The organism is Mycoplasmopsis primatum ATCC 25948 (assembly GCF_000702785.1).
GTDB classification, from domain to species: domain Bacteria; phylum Bacillota_I; class Bacilli_A; order Mycoplasmatales; family Metamycoplasmataceae; genus Mycoplasmopsis; species Mycoplasmopsis primatum.
Genome location: NZ_JNJV01000003.1, coordinates 19,760 through 41,745, shown reverse-complemented (window position 1 = coordinate 41,745; position 21,986 = coordinate 19,760). Strand labels below are relative to the sequence as shown.

Genomic DNA, 21,986 nt, shown 5'->3' with positions numbered 1-21,986 from the left:
GAGAAATTAAAGAATAAGTAATAATTTATTAAAATTATTTAGGATAGTAAATTAATCATATTAAAAAACGAATATACCTTTTTTATAGGCTTATTCGTTTTTTTGTTATTTGTAACATGGAAACTTAGGAGATTAAGGTTTCTTTGAAAATTTTTGAATTTTTCTTTTTTTAAAATACTAATTATTTTATGTGTTTAGAATATCTTTTTACCATTTAATAATTTAGAAAGCTTAGAATTCTTTCTTTTTCTTTCGTTTTAAGACATTTAATATATTCTTCCATATATTTTCAATCAGGTTCATTATTTTTAGAAGGCAATTTAATTACAGTATCTTTTAATTTTGGTGCTCTTCCTCTACCAAAATATCATTTTGGTCGTTCTAAATCTAAAATAGTAATTAAAAATAAAGCATTAAATTCATTTAAATGTTCATTATAACCTATCATATTAGATGTGGTTTGTATAGAATCAATATCAAAATATAAGTTATAACCGTTACTACCTTCACCTTGGCATATGAAAATAACGCAATTGCCTTTTGAAATCAATGCATCGTCTCTTTCAACTCACTTCATAACTCCGTTGCTTGTTTTTTTAGCTCCAACGTATGGAACTTCTTGAATTTCATCATTTAGCTCTGTTGAATTACTGCACTTACCTTTTTCAAATATAAATATATCGCTTAATTTGAAGTAAGTTCATTTTGAAGTATCAATATAATTACTCATTTTCCCTCGCTTAATTTTTAATTGATATTGGCTTTTTTACCTTATAAGATAAGAATTCTCTAATTGTTTTTACAAAATTTTCTTCACTTATTTGTGAATAATCTGTTTCCATATACGCTTCTGGTAATCACTCATCATTTTCGTCAACTCTTTTAATTATAGAAAAACCCGGAATTTGTTCTCTATTTCTAAATGTATTAATTCATTGAGCTCTAGTTTTTTGTCAATCAACTTTTTCAACACGACCCATATTTTTTTTCTTAATAAAACCATCGTTTTTATAATAACCAAAGAATGTTCCTTCATCAGCTTCCATATGTGGTGTGTTTAGTTGAAACAACATTATGCAAGTACTAACAGCAGCGCCAGGATGAAAGACATCATTAGGCAAAGAAAAAACAGCTTTTAAGTGATGATTTTTTAAAATATCACTTTTAATATTTTTAATTACAGAATCATTTCCAATAGCGCATGATAACGGAAGGATAGTTGCTAAAAGTCCATTATTTACAGTATCTGCGATATGTTTAACAAAATAAAAACCTTTTGTAGCATCCATTCCACTTTTTTGTTTTTGAGGGCATTTCTTTGGCATTTTCTTAGCATTGAATGGTGGGTTCATTAACACAACATTTATATTTTGTTTCTTAATTCAATCAGATAATTCAAAACAATCGCCAAGAATTATATTAGATCTACCATCTTTATGTATTAGCATATTGGTAGTTGCTAATCCGAAAGCTAATTCTTCTTTTTCAATCCCAAACAATTGTTTTTGCTTTATATCATTAATTTTTTGCATATTATTTTCAGCATTTTTAATCATTTTTGACATTGCTTGAACCAAAAAAGAACCTGATCCACATGTTGGGTCTAAAACTTTTGAGTTAGTATTTAATCCAACAATTGAACACATGAAGTCAGTTATATGTGTTGGGGTAAATGCTTGATTTTTATCTTTTTTTCCAACGTATTTATTGAATGTAGTAAAAAACAAATTTAATAAATCTTCACCTTGTGCTGTTTTGTCATTAATATAAGGGATTAAATCTTTATAAATAGTAAGCAGTAATTGTTTAAATTCGCCTAAATGTAGATCTCTTATATTTTGATTTTCTAATATATTAATTAATAGATTTATTTTTGTTTCTTGTTGAAGGTCATCAGAATTTTTGTTGATTTTATCCTTTAGTATAAATTTTATTTTATCTAGAATTTCAGCGGTTGATGTTCAGTCATTATTAATATTTAAACCATTATTTAGCGCCACTAACAAACAACCAACAAATTGAGATCGTTGATTTTCATCGATATTATTTTTATGCAATTTTTCATTTAATTTATTAGTAGTGTCCAACACTTTATTCTTATCATTTTTTCTTTTTTCTCTAAATAAATCTATGTAATATTGCATATTATTTAGCTGTTTTTCATTATCTAATAGTTCTTCATTTTTTCATATTTTGATGGTTTGGTCTCTAAAATTATAAAAAATACTTATTACATCATTATCAGAGAATTCTTTTTCTAACAAATAGTAATTATATATTTGCTCAGCATCATCATTTGTCATACCTAAATGGTTTTTCTTTGTTTCAAACAGAACAGTAACGTTACTATTTTCATCGACAAATCTTATATCAACAAATCAATGTGAGTTGTATTTTCCAAATTTTTCTTTAATTTTTTCAACCACATTATTAATATCTATTTTTAATTTTTTGTATGAAAATTCACCATTTTCAATATTCGATGTTAAATATTCCTCGCCAATTATTTTAATAATTTTTTCTCTGCTATCTATTTTGTTCATTCTATCCCCCACAATAAATCATTAACTGTATATTTTTTATCATTTATATTATTATTTGTTTTCTAAACATTATAATTAAAATTATGAATAATTTGGGAAATAAGAGATTTATTGCATTTTGTGAGTCACAAGAATTAGAAATAATACCTGATATTAAGGATGCTGAATTAAATATATTAAATGATGTATATGATGATGGTTCTAATGACAAAATTCAGTTTCAAATCATTTTTCCTAAAATTGTTTCCTATGAAACTATTGCTAATTTAAAGAAGTTTTTTAAAAAAAACTCGCAAAATTGAAATGTGTCTTTCAGTATGCCTATTGATCAACTAAGTAAAAAAGAGCTTATTGATTTTATTCAAACAATTATTAGTAAAAAAAGTGTAAGGTTAGGGGCACTTAAAAGTGTTAATTTAGATAAAACAATAAATATTGATGAAAATCATAATGCTGTTTTAAAAATATCTTCTAGAAGTTTTGAAGATCAATACGCCGACAAATTTGCTGAAATAGAAAAAAGACTTAATAATTATGGATTAGTAGGTTTCAAATTCGTTTTTGATAGAAAAAAAATAGATGTTAATGAACAAGAAGTTAATAAAGAACGCAAAAAAGAAGTACGTGAAGCACAAGTTTCATTAGCTAAAAAAATGCTTGAAATTAACCAAAAAACCACTGCTGAGGTATCTTATTATAATGAACCGCTTATAAAGAGAAAAAGAAAAGCGGAAAATAAATCATATATTTCTTGTTCTATTTCTGATATAGCTAATCTACCTGAAAAAACTAATATTGAATTTTTAGGACTGCTTTTTTCATCTAAAACAAACTCTTTAAAAGATAAAAGGATGATGATTAATTTTAAGGTTGGCGATTTTAAAAGTGCAATTTCATGCTCGTGGTTTTTAGATACGGACTGACTAACTAACGAACAAAAAGATTTAATAGATCCCGATAAACAAAATTGGGTAAAAGTTAGAGGAAGCATTCCAGTGGCAGAAAGAATTAGAAATAATAACTTTTTTGTTTATGTGGATTCTGTTGAAATAACAAAATCACCACTTAAAATTTCAAAAGATAACGCTGATATTGATAAAAAAAGAGTTGAATTTCATATATCGACCAAAATGAATACTATGGACGGTCTTTTTAATGCTGATGATTTTGTAGCAAGAGCAAAAGAGTGAAAAATGTCGGCGGTTGGTATTATGGATACTGACGGTGCCCAGGGATATCCTAAATTGTTTAATTCAGCTAAAAAAGCTGGTATAAAAGCCATTTATGGAACAGCTTTTACAACTATAAGTAAGCATAATAAAGCAATTTATGGTGATATTCCAACTGGAACATTTAAAGACTATTCATATGTATCTTTTGATATTGAAACCACAGGGCTAAGCCCTAAATTTCATGAAATTATCGAATTTGGTGCAGTCGAAATTAACAATGAATTAAAACTAGGAAATGTTGTTCAATTTTTTATTAAACCTAAATTACCAATAGGCAATTTTACAACAGACTTGACAGGCATAACTAATGATATGCTTAATAAAGAAGGCTTAGAAATTAAAAATGCTTTGCAAAAAATTTATGACTGCTTAAATAATAAAATTGCATTAGCTCACAATGCAAAATTTGACTATAACTTTTTAAAGGAACAATTTAGAATTCATAATATGCCTTTTCCTAAGGTGACTGTTATTGATACACTGATAGCTTCTAGAATTGCTTTTCCAAACAACAAAAGACATAGACTTGAAGATGTTGCTTCCAGACTAGGTGTTATATATGATCCTAATGTAGCACACCGTGGTGATTATGATGCTAAGGTTTTAGCTGAGGTGTGAACTAATATAATTGCCCAGCTAAATAAAGGCGAAGTTTTCACTTTTAAAGAACTTTCTGAATATACTTCAAAGGATTTATATGCTAAATCGTTTGGTTATGAAGTTTCAACAATTGCTCTAACACAAGAAGGTCTCAAAAAACAATTTTCTTTAATTACAGATTGCTTAACTAAAAATTTTATAAATAGTCCAATAACTTATAAAGAAGATTTAGCATTACATAATAAAAAAGATATTATTATTGGTTCTGGAACCCTTAAGAGTTTATTAATCGAAAAATATTTTTATTCTTGTCATGAAGATTTTCTTAAAGAATTAGCTTATTATGATTTTATTGAAATTCCAGCCCCTCAATGTTTTGAACACTGAGTTGCAGATGGTTTTATTAGTCAAGATGAACTTTATAATGCATTAATTGAAATAATCACAGAAGCCAAAAAAATGGGCAAAATTTGTGTGGCAACAGCTGACGTAAAATACCTTGATCCATGAGATAAATATATTTATGAATCACTTGTTTATGCTAAGGGTATAAAGAACGCCAGACACTATTTATTTGACTATAAAAAAGCCGAAGAAGGAAAATTGCATATTCCAACACAAAGATTTTTAACCACAGATGAAATGATAGAACAATTTAGCTTTTTAAAGGATCAAAAACTAATTAATGAAGTCGTTATTGATAATAGCCAATTGATAGCAAATATGGCTCAAAATTTAGAAGTTATTAAAAAAGATTTATATACACCAGACTTTGATAATTCCAATCAAAAGCTTCATGATTTAGTTTATGAAAACGCTCATAAAAAATATGGTGAAAAATTACCTGAAATAATCCAAAAAAGAATTGATGCTGAATTGAAGCCTATTATTAAATATGGTTTTGACGTCATTTATTGAATAAGTTATAAGCTGGTGAAGTTGTCTTTTGATCAAGGTTTTATAGTTGGAAGTCGTGGCTCGATTGGCTCTTCATTTGTTGCTTCATTAATTGGTATATCTGAAGTTAATCCATTAGTTCCGCATTATAATTGTTCTAATTGTAAACATTTTGAGCTTGCTGAAGTTGAAGGAATAACCAGTGGTTTTGATTTACCTGATAAGCCCTGTCCTAAATGTGGAACTCTTATGAAAGGTGATGGGCAATCTATACCATTTGAAACATTCTTAGGTTTTAACGCTGATAAAGTACCAGATATTGACCTTAACTTTACTGGTGAATTCCAAAGCGTTGTGCATGAAGAAATCAGAAGACTTTTTGGTGCTAGCCATACATACAGAGCGGGAACTATATCAAAAGTTGCTGAAAAAACAGCCTTTGGTTATGTTAAATCATATGCTGATCAAACACGTCAAAATATTCCTCAAATCTTTGTAGAATTTTTAGCTAACAGAATTAAAGATGTTAAGAGAACAACGGGTCAACACCCTGGTGGAATTATTATTATTCCTAAACAATTTGACATATTTGATTTTACGCCAGTTAATTTTCCGGCGAATGATCAAAATTCAACATGATTGACAACACACTTTGATTACAAAGCTATTCATGATAATGTACTAAAATTTGATATTCTAGGTCATGATAACCCTACATCTATAAAATTACTTGAAGAATATACAGGCATCAATATTCAAGATGTACCTAAAAATGATAAAAATGTTATTAAGTTATTTAGTTCTGTTGATCCAATGAAAATTAAGCCAGAACAAATTTCTAATGAGAAAACAGGAGCATTAGGCTTACCTGAATTTGGTACAACATTTGTTAGACAAATGTTAAATGATATAAAACCAAAATCAGTAGCTAATTTAATTTCTATATCAGGTTTGAGTCACGGAACAAATGTGTGAATTAATAATGCGGATGAATTAGTGCTTGAAAAAGGTCATACATTGAATGAAGTTATTTGTTGTAGGGACGACATTATGCCTATGCTTATGAAAAAAGGTGTTGAGCCATTAAAATCTTTCTTGTTAATGGAAAAAGTTCGTAAAGGTAAAGGATTAACAAATGATGAAGTTGCTTTACTTGAAGAACACAAAGTACCAAAATGATTAATTAAAAGCATGCAAAAAATTGAGTATCTTTTTCCTAAGGCACACGCTACTGCATATGTAACTATGGCACTTTGGATAGCATGATTTAAACTTTATGAACCATTAGCATTTTATGCTAGTTATTTTACAGCTCACTCAAAAGCTGATGATATTGAAAATATGATTGATAGACGCAATGGTATAAAAGTATCAAAAAGACTTTTTGAACTTAAAAAAATGCCTGAAAGAACAAATAAAGAAAATGACTTAATTGGTGTTTTTGAAGTAGCCGAAGAATTATATGCAAGGGGCTTTTATATAGCAAACGTAGATATTAATAGGTCACAAGCAGATAAGTGAATTATAGACAAAGAAAGACAATGTTTAATTCCACCATTTGCCTCGATTGAAAGTTTAGGTGAAGTTAAAGCTAACGATATAGTTGTAGCTAGAAAAGAAAAAGCATTTTTATCAAAAGAAGACTTTAAAGCAAGAACTGGTGTGTCTAAAACAATATTTGATAACATGAATAGGATGGGTATTTTAGATAGCCTAAGCGACACAGACCAATTTAAATTATTTTAATTATTCGCCTATAAAACAGCAAAATAATAAAATCAAGCCTATGCTTGATTTTTGTTTTATGCGAAGGATATGGTTATGCTGTCTTCATCCAAACGCCAGGCGTTAAATCACTTATTGATTTGTTTGAGGTTATATGAAACTATTAGATTTATTGGCGAAAGATAATTAGTTGGATTTGATAAAAAGCTAACATGCAATTCACATCTTATAAAAGCAAAACCATTAACGCCAGGGATTGCACCACCCTGAAAATTTACAACTAACGATTTTAATAATATATTAGTGTATGTATTTATTATATTTTTCTTTGCAAATGGATCTGCATCATTATGTTTCAATTTAACAAAATCTGTATAAGATTTGTTGGCATATGCTTTTGATAATTTATTTACATCTTTTTCAACTTCAAGGTTATTTTTTGTTATTTTTTTAATTAAATAATTAAATTCAGCCTCTGAAAAGAAATAAGGAATATCAACTATTTTAGTGTGTTTTAAATTATTAATAGCATCCTTTATTTTAAATTCAATTTTTGATAAATTATTTTCAGTTATATCTTTTTTAACGAGGTTTGAAGACAACAAAATGTTTTTAATTTTATATTGTTCTTTAATTTCGTTTTTTAGTAATAAATCGCCATTTTTATAATTTTCAGGGTATTTTTCATATTTTTTTCACCCTATTAATTCAAAACTATCGTGATTGAGGTTTTTTACTAACTCATTAAATTTATTAATACTTCACAAATCATTAAAGACTAATGAAGCGACTGTCTCAGTAATTGCATCATTTTTAATATCTTTTAATCTGATCTTCAAATCCATTAATCCGTTATTATCATCATTGACTCTATTTTCAACAACAACCTCAATATTAGAGTTTTCGGTAAGAATCTTACTATCAGTTTTTAATGTTATTTTTTCGTTATAGTTGGATGGCAATAATTGATCATTAGCACTAATATTTAAATCATCCAATGTCATCTTTTTAGCCAGATTTTCAAATTGAGATTTTGGATAAAAACCGTTAACATTTAATAATGTATGTGAGTTAGTTATAGTAGCATTTTTAGTGTCTTTTAACTTAATTTTTAACTCTAAAAGTCCGTCATTATCGTTATTAGCTCTGTTATCTACAACAAGCTCAATATTTGGATTTTCTTGTAAAATTTTGCTATCAGTTTTTAGTGTAATTTTTTCATTATAGTTAGAAGCAAATATTTGATTGTTTGGTGCAATATTAATATCATCCAACGTTATTTTCTTAACGAGATTTTCTAATTTGACTCTTGTATAGAAGCCATCAATTCTTAATAATGAATACGAATCGGTTATGACATCATTTTTTACATCTCTTAGTTTGATTTTTAATTCCATTGAGCCATCATTATCGTTATTTGTTCTATTATCAACAACAACTTCAACATTAGGATTTTCTTGAGGTATATTGCTTTCAGTTTTTAAAGCAATTTTCTCATTATAACTTGAAGGTAATAATTGATCATTTGAAGTAATATTTAAATCTTCTAATGTTATGTTATCAACTAATGAATCTAAGCGGTTCAATGACATAAATTTTTTTAATTCAAAAGATTTAGAACCTAATAATTTATCTGTTTCAGCACTTTTTATTTTGACCTCGATATTTTTCTTACCGCTTCTATCGTTATCATTTAAAGACACAACTTCAAATTTAAGATTTGGATATTGTTTAACAATATTTGAATCGGGATTAATTTTGACTTGATATTTTGAGGGTAAAAACATATTAGCGTTATTTAGAATTAAGCTATCTGTATTTATATTTGATTTAACATCCTCTATTGAATAAAACTTGTTAATTTCAAAAATTTCAGTGGAAGTAAACTTAGGTGTTTTTGGTTTTTCTTTATTAGCCAGTGCAATTTTATAGGTGATTTTTCCAGTGGAATCATTTCTTTCTTGAATAACAGCACTTACTTGTATATGTGGATCTTTATTACTAAAAGCATCCTTTACAATAAGATCGGCTTCTGTTGCTACCATTTTTTTATTATTAAAGGAAACTAAATCGCTTGGATTTTTTATAGTGTTATAGAGATCTTTTAGCTCATCAATACTTCAGTTTTCTTTGTAATCTTTTAGATTCTTTTCAAACCAAGTTACATTTTTTAAGACAACTTTTCCGTCTTTGAGAATATTAATTTTTACGTTTATAGTTTTTCTTTCTTTTGCTGTTTTATTGGAATTATCGGCAAAATCTAAAAATTGAACTGAGTATCCGTTTTTATATTTTGTATCCACGAAATTTACAAAATTATCAATACCTGCTTTAATAATTTCTGTTTGAGTTATCAAATGTGGATTTTTCATTTCTATTTTAAAATTATCGAATATTTTAGATTTGCTATTACAGCTAGCACTAATAAAAGAAAAAGGCAGTGCTACAATTGCTGAAGATGATATAAAAGTTAAAACTTTTCTACTTTTTTTCATTTGTGTGTCTCCAATTATTTAATAACATATTAACTATGAATTCTGTAAGTGAAGTAATTATATAAAATAATTGCCTCGCTATATAGATATACGAAGCAAATAATATGAATTTTTAAGATATGTTTATGAGTAAACATATACAAATGTGAAATAAATATGAAATAATGTTTAGTAAATAAATTTTGTATGTGTGCTACAATTCTTTTATTAAAAATTTAAAATGTATTATAATATTTTTACAAATGTGGTCGCGTAGCTCAGCAGGATAGAGCACAAGCCTTCTAAGCTTGTTGTCAGAGGTTCGAATCCTCTCGTGATCGCCATTTTTTTATTTTTAATTTCGCCAGCATCATAATTTTTTAAAAAAATATAAATTATTATAAAATAAATATACCAATGTTCGCATAGCTCATAAGGTAGAGCACAAGCCTCCTAAGCTTGGGGTGGTGGGTTCGATTCCCGTTGCGAACGCCATTTTTTTATTTAATTTTCAGCAAAAATCAAAATTTTTAGGAATTTTTCAAATTTATTAAAAACCTAAATAAAAATGGTTAAAATTAATATCAATATGAAGAATTTAGCTAATGAATTAAGACCGCAAACATTAAGCGACATTATAGGTCAAAAACCTGTTGTTGATTTACTAAAAAAAGTAGCTAGTGGCAAGATAAAAACTAGTTTCATTTTTTTTGGTGAATCGGGTACTGGTAAAACATCTGCGTCAATAGCATTAGCTAATGACATAGGTTTAAAATATAGTTATTTTAATGCTTCTATAAATAGCAAGGCTGAATTAGTTAAATTACTTGACGAAAGTGAAATATTAATAATTGATGAAATTCATAGGTTAAACAGAGATAAGCAAGATATTTTGTTATCTTATCTGGAATTTAACAAAATTATAGTTTATGCCACTACTACAGAAAATCCTTATTTCAGAGTCAACCCTGCTTTAAGAAGTAGGATGCAAATACTGCAATTTACTAAGTTAAGTGAGCAAGAAATGTATGATGGAATTAAATATAATTTAAACAAACATTTCCGAGAATACAACATGAGCGATAGTGTGCTAAAAACTTTTGTTAAATTATCTAATGGTGATTATAGAGTATGTCTAAATAATTTACAAATGTTAGTTCTTATGACTAAGAATAAAACAATAACAGTTGATGATATTAAAAAAGTTGTACCTAATGTTTCATTTTATAGTGATGAGAATTCAAGTGCTCATTATAATAATTTATCAGCATTCCATAAATCATTGCGTGGTTCCGATATTGATGCTGCTTTGTATTATGGCTCTATTATTGTTAAATCTGGTGATTATCAAGGCTTGTTTAGAAGACTAATTGCTTGCTCTTATGAAGATGTTGGCTTTGCTGATCCAATGTTAGCTGTAAGAGTTCAAAATGCCTTACAAGCAGTTGAAATATTAGGTTTTCCAGAAGCTAAATTACCATTATATTATGCTATATCTTCTGTTGCTTTGGCACCTAAAAGCAATTCAATTTATAAAGCAATAAGTAATGTTGAATCTTATATTGATGCTGGGAACATTTATGAAGTGCCAAAATTTTTGCGAGATAGTCATTATGCACCAGCATCTAAATTAGGCGATGGCATAGGATATAAATATCCACATGATTTTCCAAATCATTGAGTAAAACAAGAGTATTTGCCAAAACAAGCAATAGGCAAAAAGTTTTTTGAAATTGATAAAAATGATTCAAAAAAAATTGGAGAATATTATAAATTTATTGAGTTTTTGAAAGGAAATAAATCTAATGAATAACAATATTGACTGAGATAAAATTAAAACATTTGAAGAATTCAAATTAGCAAAAAGTAAAGTTTTTTCAGCTGATAGCGAAATGGAACAGTTAAAGATAAAAATCAGAACCGCATCACCAGATGAGAAAAAGCTAATAGGTCAAAAAATGACCGAAATTAAAAACTTTTATGAAGCTAAATTCCAAGAAGTTGAAACAAGGTTAGAAAGAGAAAAAATTAATAAAATTATTGAAAATGAATTTATCGATGTTTCTAAGCCTGTTAAAAAAGTTGGCTCAATTCATCCTATTTCAATTATAGAGCAAAGATTGAGAGATTGATTTAGCCAAAATGGTTATTTTGAATCAAAAGGTGGTGAAATTGTCAGCGATGAGTACAATTTCAACCGCTTGAATATACCTAAAAATCATCCAGCAAGAGCTATGCACGATTCACTATATATAACACCAAATATATTGTTGAGAACTCATAATACTGGTATAACCGCTTATGAGCTTGAACAAAATAAAAACAAAGAAATAAACATTTTTGCTATTGGAAAAGTATATAGAAATGATGAAGATGATGCTACTCACTCTCATCAATTCACACAATTAGATTTTGTAAGTGTTGGTGAAAAAATTAGTTTTCCAAATTTAATTTGAACACTTAAATCATTACTTTCATATGTCTTTGAAGAAGAGTTAGAAGTTCGGTTAAGACCTAGTTATTTCCCATTTACTGAGCCTAGTGCTGAGGTTGATATTTTATATAAAGGTAAATGAATAGAAATATTAGGTGCTGGAATGCTACATCCTAATGTAATGCAAAAAGCCGGTTATGATGATAAAAAATATAATGGTTTTGCAGCAGGAATTGGACTCGAGCGTTTAGCAATGATTAAATATGGTATTAAAGATATTAGACATTTATATAAGAATGATTTAAGAGTTCTTTATCAATTTAATAATGAAAAATAAATTTTGAGATTTTATAGAGCATGAAAGAAATCAGGAATATTTTCAAAACCTGATGAAAAAAATTGAAATAGAAAAACAAAGGCATAATGTTTTTCCGGAAGATAAAAATATCTTTGAGTGTTTAAAATATTGCGAGCCAGAAGATCTTAAATTGATTATTATTGGGCAAGATCCATATTATCTTAAAGATCAAGCAGATGGTTTAGCATTTAGCACTCAAAATAAACAATGTCCAAAAAGTTTGCAGAACATATTGAAAGAGCTCAAAAAAGATTATCCTAACACGATAATAGAAACATATAGTTTAAAATCATGGGCTAAACAAGGTGTGCTTTTGCTTAATAGTTCATTAACTGTAAATGAAAATATGCCTAAAAGCCACAGCAATTTTGGATGAAAAATTTTTGTTAGCAATCTTTTGGATTACATAATCAAATTGAATAATAAAGTGATTTTTGGTATTTGGGGCAACGATGCATTGGCATTGGTTAAAAATAAAATAGATAATAACAGAATAATTTTTACTACCCACCCATCGCCATTAGCATATGCTAAAACAAACCACAGCTTTAAAGACTCAAATTTTTTTATTAAAGTAAATAATAAATTAGAAGAAAAAATTAATTTTGATTTAAGAAAGGAATAAACATGATAATTTCATTAAGAGAATTAAATAAATTTATACCTAAAAAACAGCTTGATGCTTCAGTTGAAAAAGACATAAATAATTTAGGTTATGAAGTAGAAAGCATTAGCAAGTTTTCAGATGTTGAAGGCATTAAATTTGGAAAAATTGTTAATGTTCAAAAAAATAGCAATAGTGACAGATTAAATATTGTTGAGCTACTTACAAATCAAGGCAAACTCACTATACAAACAACTTCAAAAAATGCCCAAATTGGCTATTGAACAGTAGCATTTGTTCCGGGAGCTAAAAAAGGTGACATAGTTTTTGATGCCAAAAAAATGGCTGGCGTTGTTTCTAATGGCATGCTTTCAGGGTATATAGAATTAGGTTTTAATCCGGATTTATTACCTTATGATCCTGATGGTATTATCTTAATTAAAGATGATGCAATTACAGTAGATACAAACCCTATTGAATATTTCGGTCTTGATGATTATATTATTGATATTACTACACCTGCTAACAGACCTGAATCAAATTCATATTATGTTTTAGTAATGGAATTAGCTGCTTATTATCGCACAGAATTTAAATGACCTAATCTTATGCCTAAAGATGGTTATAAATTTAGAACAAAGATAAAAGCGATGAAAAAAGAAGCATATGAATTGAGTTTTGTTGAGTGCAAATTAAAAAATAAAACTACATCATTACATGATGTGTTATTTTTAGCTAAACATAATATAAGTTCCAAAGGTTTATATGCTATTGACCTTACAAATATTGCACTACTCATAACTGGTTCGCCTACACATGTATATGACAAAGATAAATTAAATGGGACTTTATCGTGTGTTAAATATTCAGGCGAAGTCGAAATATTAGGTGGCAAAAAAGTTAATATCAAAGATACTCTTGTAATAAAAGATTCAAAAAAAGTTATTTCATTAGCATCAGTTATGGGTTGTGAAAGTGCAGCTGTGGATGCCAATACCAAAACAGTGGTTTATGAAGCGGGCTTATTTGATCCGCAATTAGTTCGTCATGGTGCCAAGGAAATTAAAATCGATTCTGCGTCGTCAATTCAAGGTGGAAAGGCGTTAAATTCACAAATTACGTTTAATGGGATTGCTTTTTTAAAATATAAATCTATTGAAGATGGACACATTGTAAGTCAAGTTGTTAATTTGCCAAAAATTAAAAAAGGTAGATCTGTTATTCAAAGCAGAAAAAAATTAGCAATTTATTCAAATTGCGACTTTAAGGATTTAAAAATATTTGATGAAACTGAAGAAGTGCTAAAAAATCTCGGATTCTCTATGGATAAAAATAGAGTTGTTTGTCCTACATATAGAAGTGATATTGAATGCTATGAAGATGTTATTGAAGAGTATTTTAGATTTTATGGTTATGATAAATTTGCTCCTGTTGCGCCAAAACTTAATCCTTATAAAGTTGCTCATAATGTAGATTCTAAAAATATGATTCAAGCTATGGGCTATAATGAAGTTAGAACTTTTACACTGATATCAACGGAACAAAATAAGTTAAATCCTTTTAATTTCAATAAAACAGTTAAACTAATGACTTTCGTTTCTAAAGAAAGAGAAGAAATTAGAAACTCAATTATTACATCATTGCTGGAAGTAGCTGAATATAATATTAAAAGGAAGATGGTTAATTTGTCGCTTTTTGAATATGGAATGATTAACGACAATAAATTTGTATATGGACTGCTTTCAAATGAAAAATCATTTGATGAAATGAAGCAAGATATTTGCAACTTTTTAAAAACTGATAAATTGCAATTTATACCTTATAAAAACAATGAAAATATACATCCAAATGTATCAGCAAAAATTTACTATAAAGACAATTTTATAGGCTGAATTGGAAAAGTTCATCCTGTTCTTAATTCGCTTAATGTTTGAGTTGCAGAATTTTATGATATTAACATTCAAAAACCTATTATATTTGAAGATTTTGATAATGAATCACTTAAATCAATTGACTTAACTTTTACAATAAATAAGTTTGACAATATTAGTGATCAAGTTGCTAAAATTAACGAAATATCTCCTTCATTTAGTATTCAACAAATTGATGATTTTGCTACTGGTGAAACCAGAAATGTGACTTTAAAAATTATTGGAACAAAAGAAGAAATATCAAAAATTAATGATTTTTACAATAAATAATAAGGAGAACAATATGTATAAAAAAATAACTTTAAATGATAAACAAATTCAAGAATCAATTAACAATGAACTCAAGAGACAACAATCGCACATTGAGCTAATTGCCTCTGAAAATTATGTTAGTGAGGATGTCTTAAAAGCAACAGGCAGTATTTTGACTAACAAATATGGCGAAGGTTATCCAAATAAAAGGTATTATGGCGGTTGTGAATATGTAGACCAAGTAGAAAACCTTGCAATTGAACGATTAAAAAAATTGTTTAATGTTGAATATGCCAATGTTCAGCCTTATTCAGGTTCAGTTGCTAATGCAGCAGCGTTAGCTGCTATTGCTAAACCAGGCGATAAAATTATGGGGCTAGCCTTATCTTCTGGCGGCCATTTGTCTCACGGATATAAGATTAGTTTTAGCGGCATTTTTTATAATGCTATTACATATTCAGTAAACGAAAATGGCTGCCTTGATTATGAGGCTATAAAAAAACAAGCCATTGAAGAAAAACCGCAAGTTATTATCTGCGGTTATTCTGCTTATCAAAGAATAGTTGATTTTAAAAAATTCAAAGAAATTGCTGATGCATGTGGAGCTAAACTGATGGCTGATATTGCCCATATAGCAGGTTTAATTATCGGGGGTGTTCATCCCTCACCAGTTGGCTATGCTGACATTATTACATCAACTACCCATAAAACACTCAGGGGCGCACGTGGGGCTATTATTATGACGAACGATCCTGAAATTGCTAAAAAAGTTGATCGTTGTGTTTTTCCAGGCTATCAAGGTGGTCCATTATTTCATACAATAGCCGGCAAGGCTGTTGCTTTTTATGAAGCACTTAAACCAGAATTTAAAACATATGCTAAAAACGTGGTATCTAATGCTAGTGAATTTGCTAATGCGTTTATTAAAAAAGGCGCTACTGTGGTTTCTAATGGTACCGACAATCATTTATTTACAATTAACGTTCAAAAAAGTTATGGAATTACAGGATTGCAAGCCGAACAAATTTTAGGCAAATTTGATATTACCGTTAATAAAAATACAGTGCCTTTTGACCCATTAAGCCCTGCTGTTACATCAGGAATTAGAGTAGGAACTGCAGCCATGACTTCACGTAATTTTAATAAATGGTCTGAATTAGCATCGCTTATTGATGAGATTTTAAAAAATTATGAAGCATTTGAAAATTCTTCAAAAGAGACACAAAGAAGAATTAAAGAAATTAAGCAAACCGTCCAAAAATGAGTTAAAGATTTCCCAATAGTTAAACATTATTAAGGAAGTAAAAATGCCTAAGAAAACAATTGAAAAATATTTATATCCTAAGTTTGAACCTTATGAAAAAGGTTTTTTAAAAACAAATGATGGTCCGCATGAAATTTACTATGAAGTTTCTGGTAATCCAGAAGGAATTCCTGTTCTTTATGTTCATGGTGGACCTGGTGGTGGCGCTAACAGAGATAGTAGAAGACTTTTTGACCCAAAAGTCTATAAAATAATTTTATTTGACCAAAGAGGTTGTGGTGAAAGCAAGCCATCTTTATCACTTGCAAACAATACAACATGGCATTTGATAGAAGATATGGAATTGTTAAGAAAGCATTGTCATGTGAGCAAATGAGTTCTGCTTGGCGGCTCATGAGGTTCAACTCTTTCATTATGTTATGCTATTAGTCATCCTGATAAAGTTTTACATTTAATTTTACGTGGTGTGTTTTTAGCAACCAAACAAGATTTAATTTGATTATATCAAGAAGGAACTAATTACTTTAATCCAATAGATTTTGAAAGATATATTAACCTTGTGCCACAAGACAAACGTAGTGATGTTATTAGTTATTATCATAGTCTTATGCACTCAGATAATCCTGCTTTAAAAGAGCAAGCATTAATAGAATGAGCAAGATGAGAATCAATTAATTCTAAGATCAAAAATGCTACTTTTGATGAAAAAGACATAAAAGCTATTAGGGAAATTGCACTAATTGAAAACCATTATTTTTATAATAATTGTTTCTTTGAAGAAAACTATATTATGAATAACATTTCTAAAATTCAAGACATTTCGACATATATAGTTCATGGTTCTCATGATTTAATTTGTTGACCTTATGGTGCTTATGTACTTCACAATCAACTAAATGATTCAAAATTATTTTACATAAAAGATGCTGGACACTCTCAATGGGAAGATAGCATTCTTAAAAAGTTAATTGAATGTACTAAAAAAGTTGCTCAAAAACTTTTAGATAAAAAATAAGGAATACTATGAAGAATGATTTAAGAAAATATTTTCCAATGGCGGATAAAATTGTTTATTTAGATAATGCTGCATTAGCTTTAAAACCAAATGAAGCAATTGAAGCATGCAGTAATTTCTATAATAATTATTCAGTCAGTACAAGAACAAATGATTCACCATTAGGGATTCATTCAAATCAAGTTATGAAAAATTTGCGTAGTAAAATCGCTTTTTTAACTGATGCTAATGAAGATGAAGTTATTTTTACATCTGGCACTACTGATAGTCTAAATAAATGTGCCATTATGCTATCTAAAATATTAAAAAAAAGTGATGAGATTATTTTGCACGCTTATAATCATTCTTCTAATTTTGCCCCCTGAATTAATCTAGCACAGCAAAAAGGTTTAAAAATTAACATAGTAACTGATGAAGATATATTGAATTTTATCAATAAGAATACAAAAATAGTTGCCTTATCTCAAATTACTAACAATTATCAAATTGATATTGATATGGAGAAAGTTTATAAAAAAACACAAGAAGTAGGCGCTATTTTAATTAATGATGCTGCGCAAGCCATTGTTTATGATAATGTTAGCCTTAAAAATTGTGACATTATAGCTTTTAGTGCTAATAAGTTTTACGGCCCAACTGGTTTTGGTGCTTTGATAGTTAAAAAAGATATATTAAACTTAATCAATCCCCCTACATTAGGTGGAGGAAGCATTGCTGATATAGAGAAAGATGGTTCGTGCATAGTAAAAACAAGTATTGAAGCATTCGAGCCAGGAACAGCGAATCTTGCGGCTATTTATATGTTTGATAAAGCAATTGACTTTTTTCATAAACATATTGGCTATACCAAAAGCAAGCAAATATTACTTGAATTAAGTCATTATCTTTATGATCAACTAATTACAATATCTAACATTGAAATTTATTCAAAAAGAGACGATCACATAATTTTATTTAATGTAAAAAATGTTAATGCTCAAGATGTTGCTCATTATTTAGGCATACATAATATATATGTTAGAGCCGGAATATTTTGTGCTCATTATCTTAAAAAAGTTAAAGATCATAATTCTTATGTGAGACTTTCATTAGGTGTTTATAATAATAAAGAAGACATAGATAAGTTTTTAAAAGTATTAAAAAATGGAGGCGATTTTCTTGTCATATAGTTTTGAAGATAAAAGAGAAATTATTATGAGTCACTATCTAAATCCTGCTTTTAAAAAAGAAGAATTTGATAGTGAGCTCAAAACATATAGTAACTCATGTGGTGATTATTTAGAAGTTGAGTATCTCATAGACAATAGCATTATTAAAGATATATATTTTAAAGGAACAGGCTGTGCATATTTTGTGGCTTCAACAGATTTATTGTGTCATTATTTGAAAGGCTTAAATATAACACAATCTCTTTGTTTTATAGATAAATACGAAAAAATGCTATATAAAAAAAATATGGATGAAAAGGAATTGATTGAGCTTGGCGAAATGTTAGTTTTTGATAATGTTAGTCAACATGCGAATCGTTTAGAGTGTGTTCAAATGCTATCTAAACTATTGAAAGAAAAATTAATAAATGAAAAATAATAAAATGATTTTTCATATTGACTTTGATTCATATTTTGTTAGTGCTCATCGCTCACGTGATATTAGATTAAAAAAATTTCCTGTTGCGGTTTCAAAAGGTTTAGACCGCTCTATTTGTTCTAGTATTTCTTATGAGTTAAAAAATATGGGAATCAAAGTTGGTATACCAAAATATATCATTGAGAAAAAGGCTCCTAATACAATTTTTGTTGAACCTGACTTTGAATTGTATATAACTTTATCGAATCATATTTTTGATCATTTAGCTAAAAAATATACTCGTGATATTGAGATAGGTTCTATTGATGAATGTTGAATGGACGTAACTAAATTGGTTTCAAAAGTTCATCCAGTTATACTTGCAAGAAAAATACAAGCAGATATTAAAAAAACATTTGATATACCCTTATCTATTGGTATTTCTCATACTAAATGAATGGCTAAAATGGCTACTGGCTTAAAAAAACCTTTTGGAATAAAGTTTATTGATATTCCAGAGGAAATAGAAGTTGATATTTGACCCCTTGATATTGCTAAATATTATGGCATTGGCGAAAAAACAGCCATTAAGTTAAGGAAAATAGGCATTAAAACTATTGGACATTTAGCTAGAGCAAGTGAATTTGATACAGAGTTATATATGCTTTTTAGACAAAGATTAAAGTCATATATAGATGAAGCTAATGGGAACGGGAATGATCAATTATCTTATGAACACAATAATCTAAAAGGTATAGGCAATGAATTAACGTTCGATCGTTATGATTTAGATGAAAGAAGAGAGATATACAAAATTATTAAACAAATTTCCGATAAAGTTAGTCTAAGAGCTAGAAATAGAAATTTAATAGCAAGCACTCTAACAGTAATTATCAGAAGTAGTTCAAAAATATGAAGTAGTAAGCAAATGAAATTAGTGGAGCCCACTAATGACAATGAGCTAATTTATAAAAATGCTATTCAATTATTTGAAAAATTTTGAAAGGAGCAACCAATTCGTGGGGTTGGTGTTAGATTGACTAATTTAATTAATGAATTTGATTATTATAAACAGCTTTCAATTTTTGAAACATATGAAGTTAATGAACAAAAAAATAAAGTAGATAATATTATTAATAACTTAAACAAAAAAGTTGGTAAAAATGTATTGAAATCAGCTTATCAGGCATCAAGAGAAAAGGTTAAAGAATCAATTCAAAGTCGCTTTGTTGAGGATGATGTACATATAAAAAAATAAGGAGAATTATGAAAATAGGATTGTTCGGTGGTTCATTTAATCCTGTACATAATGGACACATAAAAATTGCTAAATTTGCCTATGAAACACTTAAATTAGACAAAATTTATTTCATTCCAACAGCTATTAGCCCATTTAAGAAAAAAAATAAAGTTGCGCCTGATATTGATAGAGTTAACATGTTAAATTTAGCTTTGGAAAAGTCTAATATTAATTATGAAATTTCGCAGTTTGAGCTTAAAAGAGGTGGTATAAGTTATACCTTTGAAACTATTCGATACTTCAAACAAAAATTTCCTAATGATGAACTATTTTTTATTATGGGTTCTGATTTATTGCCTAAATTCCACAAATGAGAATACGTCGATGAAATGGTTCAAAGCTGCCAATTTGTTGTATATAAAAGAAACAAAAATATTAACAAAATTAATGCTAAAAAATATGGTCTTCAAATTATAAATAATAATATTTTTAAAGAATCCTCTACAGCCGTTAGAAAAGGGCACTTTGAATATTTATCAACAGAAGTTAATAAATATATAGGGAATAATTTTTTATATGCAAAAGAAGTCATTCATTCAATATTGAGTGCTAAAAGAGCAAAACATTGTGTTGCTGCCGCTGAATTTGCTGCTGAATTAGCTAAAGTTATTAATTATGATGCAAAAGTGGCATATTATGCAGGTTTATTTCACGATGTTTGTAAGGAACTTAGTGAAAATGAATTTAGAAAGTTTATTTCGCAGTTTTATGATAATGCTTATGATATTGAAGTATTTCCCTGATATAAATTACATCAAGTAGCTGGAGCCTTATGATTCAAATATATTTATATGAATGATAATGATGATATTTATAATGCTATTAATGTACACACATCATTAGCACTTCATTTAAGTGTGCTTGATAAAATACTTTTTATAGCGGACAAAATATGCAATGGTAGGGCATTTGAGGGAGTGCAAAAATTACGTAAACTTGTTTTTAGCAACTTTGATGAAGGTTTTAAGCAAGTTGTAAAAAGAACATATGATTATAATGTTGAAAAAGGTATAACTTTTACAAAGCAACAACAAGAAATTTATGATAAATGAATGAATTAAAGATAGGTAGTTATGAGCGAGTTAGTTAGAGTTCAAAAATTAATAGCACAATCAGGTTTTGCATCACGCAGAGAAGCAGAAAAATTAATTGAACAAGGTAAGGTATTTGTTAATAGTAAGATTGTTCATCTTGGTGATAAGGCAACTATTGATGATGAGATCAAGATAGGTGAAAATGTTTTGAATTTAACAAAAAACACTAATTTTAAGTACTTTTTGTTAAATAAACCTAAAAATACAATTTCTACCGTTAAAGATCCAGCAGGCAGAAAAACAGTTGTTGATTTAATTAACACAGATGAAAGAATTGTTCCAGTTGGCAGATTAGATAGAGACACAACTGGTGCTCTTTTATTAACTACTGATTATGCATTAGTTAATAAACTAACTCATCCAAAATATGAAGTTGAGAGAGTTTACAGAGCTAGAATTGACTCCCCCCTAACTTTAAAAGAATTTAATCAAATGAATTCAGGAATCGAATTAGACGGGAAAATAAGCCATCAAGTTGTTGACCAAGTTGATACTAAAAGCTATATAATTTCATTACATGTAGGTTCATATCACCATATTAAAAGACTTTTTGAATCATTAGGTCATGTAGTTATAAGTCTTAAAAGAATTTCATTTGCTAATTTAACAGTTGAAAAAATGCCAGAAGGAACCTATAGAGAGTTAAGCACAAAAGAAGTTAAAAAACTTAAACTGCTTGTAGAAAATAAAGTCTAAT

General features: G+C 28.2%; 15 protein-coding genes and 2 tRNA genes. 14 read left to right on the top strand and 3 right to left on the bottom strand.

Going from position 1 to position 21,986, the window contains the following annotated elements; genetic code table 4:
- Positions 1–214 precede the first annotated feature (214 nt).
- Positions 215–730, bottom strand: a complete 516-nt coding sequence (locus T386_RS0100735; protein ID WP_029513266.1) for a restriction endonuclease subunit S — start codon at positions 728–730, stop codon at positions 215–217.
- A gap of 10 nt (positions 731–740) precedes the next feature.
- Complete coding sequence (locus tag T386_RS0100730) at positions 741–2,543, bottom strand: HsdM family class I SAM-dependent methyltransferase (RefSeq protein WP_029513265.1); 1,803 nt, start codon at positions 2,541–2,543, stop codon at positions 741–743.
- A gap of 83 nt (positions 2,544–2,626) precedes the next feature.
- Between T386_RS0100730 and T386_RS0100725 the strand changes: the two genes are divergently transcribed.
- Complete coding sequence (locus T386_RS0100725; RefSeq protein WP_029513264.1) at positions 2,627–7,018, top strand: PolC-type DNA polymerase III; 4,392 nt, start codon at positions 2,627–2,629, stop codon at positions 7,016–7,018.
- Positions 7,019–7,074: 56 nt separating this feature from the next.
- Here T386_RS0100725 and T386_RS0100720 read toward each other — a convergent pair whose 3' ends face one another.
- Complete coding sequence (locus tag T386_RS0100720) at positions 7,075–9,492, bottom strand: hypothetical protein (protein WP_029513263.1); 2,418 nt, start codon at positions 9,490–9,492, stop codon at positions 7,075–7,077.
- Between the two features lie 246 nt (positions 9,493–9,738).
- On the opposite strand from T386_RS0100720, the gene T386_RS0100715 reads away from it, so the two are divergent.
- From T386_RS0100715 to T386_RS0100655, 13 genes are all read left to right on the top strand, one after another.
- A tRNA-Arg gene (locus T386_RS0100715) sits at positions 9,739–9,815 on the top strand.
- Positions 9,816–9,890: 75 nt separating this feature from the next.
- Positions 9,891–9,966, top strand: a tRNA-Arg gene (locus T386_RS0100710).
- Between the two features lie 94 nt (positions 9,967–10,060).
- Positions 10,061–11,284: an AAA family ATPase gene (locus T386_RS0100705; protein ID WP_029513262.1), complete on the top strand. Its 1,224-nt coding sequence runs from the start codon at positions 10,061–10,063 to the stop codon at positions 11,282–11,284.
- On the top strand, positions 11,277–12,242 hold the full coding sequence (pheS, locus tag T386_RS0100700) for a phenylalanine--tRNA ligase subunit alpha (RefSeq protein ID WP_029513261.1): 966 nt from the start codon (positions 11,277–11,279) through the stop codon (positions 12,240–12,242). The genes T386_RS0100705 and pheS overlap by 8 nt, the downstream gene beginning before the upstream one ends.
- The gene (locus tag T386_RS0100695; protein WP_029513260.1) at positions 12,232–12,888 is read left to right on the top strand and encodes a uracil-DNA glycosylase; all 657 of its coding nucleotides are present in this window, start codon (positions 12,232–12,234) and stop codon (positions 12,886–12,888) included. The genes pheS and T386_RS0100695 overlap by 11 nt, the downstream gene beginning before the upstream one ends.
- Positions 12,889–12,890: 2 nt before the next feature.
- Positions 12,891–15,068, top strand: coding sequence for a phenylalanine--tRNA ligase subunit beta (locus T386_RS0100690; protein WP_029513259.1), 2,178 nt, complete (start codon positions 12,891–12,893; stop codon positions 15,066–15,068).
- Positions 15,069–15,081: 13 nt separating this feature from the next.
- A complete protein-coding gene (gene glyA, locus T386_RS0100685; RefSeq protein WP_029513258.1) occupies positions 15,082–16,347 on the top strand; it encodes a serine hydroxymethyltransferase in 1,266 nt (421 codons plus the stop codon).
- 10 nt (positions 16,348–16,357) lie between these two features.
- Positions 16,358–17,329: a prolyl aminopeptidase gene (gene pip, locus T386_RS0100680; RefSeq protein WP_029513257.1), complete on the top strand. Its 972-nt coding sequence runs from the start codon at positions 16,358–16,360 to the stop codon at positions 17,327–17,329.
- Between the two features lie 8 nt (positions 17,330–17,337).
- Positions 17,338–18,498, top strand: coding sequence for an aminotransferase class V-fold PLP-dependent enzyme (locus T386_RS0100675; protein ID WP_029513256.1), 1,161 nt, complete (start codon positions 17,338–17,340; stop codon positions 18,496–18,498).
- Positions 18,488–18,916 (top strand): iron-sulfur cluster assembly scaffold protein, encoded by a 429-nt coding sequence (locus tag T386_RS0100670; RefSeq protein ID WP_235732234.1) that lies wholly within the window; start codon positions 18,488–18,490, stop codon positions 18,914–18,916. The genes T386_RS0100675 and T386_RS0100670 overlap by 11 nt, the downstream gene beginning before the upstream one ends.
- Complete coding sequence (locus T386_RS0100665; protein ID WP_029513254.1) at positions 18,906–20,153, top strand: Y-family DNA polymerase; 1,248 nt, start codon at positions 18,906–18,908, stop codon at positions 20,151–20,153. The genes T386_RS0100670 and T386_RS0100665 overlap by 11 nt, the downstream gene beginning before the upstream one ends.
- An 8-nt stretch (positions 20,154–20,161) precedes the next feature.
- Positions 20,162–21,256 carry a nicotinate-nucleotide adenylyltransferase gene (locus tag T386_RS0100660; RefSeq protein ID WP_029513253.1) on the top strand — a complete coding sequence of 365 codons (1,095 nt, stop codon included), beginning with the start codon at positions 20,162–20,164 and terminating at the stop codon, positions 21,254–21,256.
- A gap of 12 nt (positions 21,257–21,268) precedes the next feature.
- On the top strand, positions 21,269–21,985 hold the full coding sequence (locus T386_RS0100655; protein ID WP_029513252.1) for a pseudouridine synthase: 717 nt from the start codon (positions 21,269–21,271) through the stop codon (positions 21,983–21,985).
- Position 21,986 lies beyond the last annotated feature (1 nt).